Source organism: Streptomyces sp. NRRL F-5650 (assembly GCF_000721365.1).
Taxonomy (GTDB): Bacteria; Actinomycetota; Actinomycetes; order Streptomycetales; family Streptomycetaceae; genus Streptomyces; species Streptomyces ardesiacus.
Genome location: NZ_JOGV01000160.1, coordinates 1 through 865, shown reverse-complemented (window position 1 = coordinate 865; position 865 = coordinate 1). Strand labels below are relative to the sequence as shown.

At 68.8% G+C, this 865-nt stretch carries 1 protein-coding gene and 1 pseudogene; both read left to right on the top strand.

Features of this window, described 5'->3' with window-relative positions; genetic code table 11:
- Positions 1-193, top strand: a 193-nt coding sequence (locus IG88_RS44880) for an acyltransferase domain-containing protein (RefSeq protein ID WP_234332502.1), incomplete at its 5' end; no start/stop codon positions are given.
- Between the two features lie 327 nt (positions 194-520).
- A pseudogene (locus IG88_RS44875) lies at positions 521-865 on the top strand (modular polyketide synthase); the annotation flags it as partial.

The window sequence follows — 865 nt, the reverse complement described above, 5'->3', positions numbered from 1 at the left end:
GGGGCGGGTGGGGGTGGCGGCGGTGAATGGTCCGTCGTCGGTGGTGGTGTCGGGTGAGGTTGAGGCGTTGGATGCGTTGCTGGCGGAGTGCGAGGCGGCGGGGGTTCGGGCGCGTCGGATCGCGGTGGACTATGCCTCGCATTCGGCGCAGGTGGACGCGTTGAACGACGAGTGGCGTTCTATTCGACGGTGACTGGTGGGCGGTTGGACACGGCGGGGTTGGATGCCGGGTATTGGGTGCGGAATCTGCGGGAGCGGGTGCGGTTCGAGGTGCGGAATCTGCGGGAGCGGGTGCGGTTCGAGTCGGTGACGCGGTTGTTGGTGGAGAAGGGTTCGTCGGTTTCGTGGAGTCGAGTCCGCATCCGGTGCTGACGATGGCGGTGCAGGAGACCGTGGAGGGTGTCTACGGCGTTGGCACGGCTGTGGGGTCGGGCGGTTGTTGGTGTCGTTGGCGGAGGCGTATGTCGCGGGTGTTCCGGTGGACTGGTCGGCCTTGTTCGCCGGCAGTGGTGCCCGCCGGGTGGATCTGCCCACCTACGCCTTCCAACACGAGCACTACTGGCTCGCCGACGCAGTACTCCCCGGCCAGAGCAGCGGTGGACCGACCGATCCGGTGGACGCGGCCTTCTGGGGCGCCGTGGAGCGCGCGGACATCGATGGCGTGACTTCCCTGGTCAACGGGGTCGACCCGCAGGCGTGGGAGTCGGTGGTCCCCGCACTGTCGGCCTGGCGCAAGGGGCGCCAGGAACGAGCGGTGCTGGATTCCTGGCGGTATCGGACGGTGTGGCGTTCGGTGGGGGTGCCGTCGGTGGCGTCCTTGAGTGGTGTGTGGTTGGTGGTGGTCCGGGGCGGGGGTGCTCCGGTG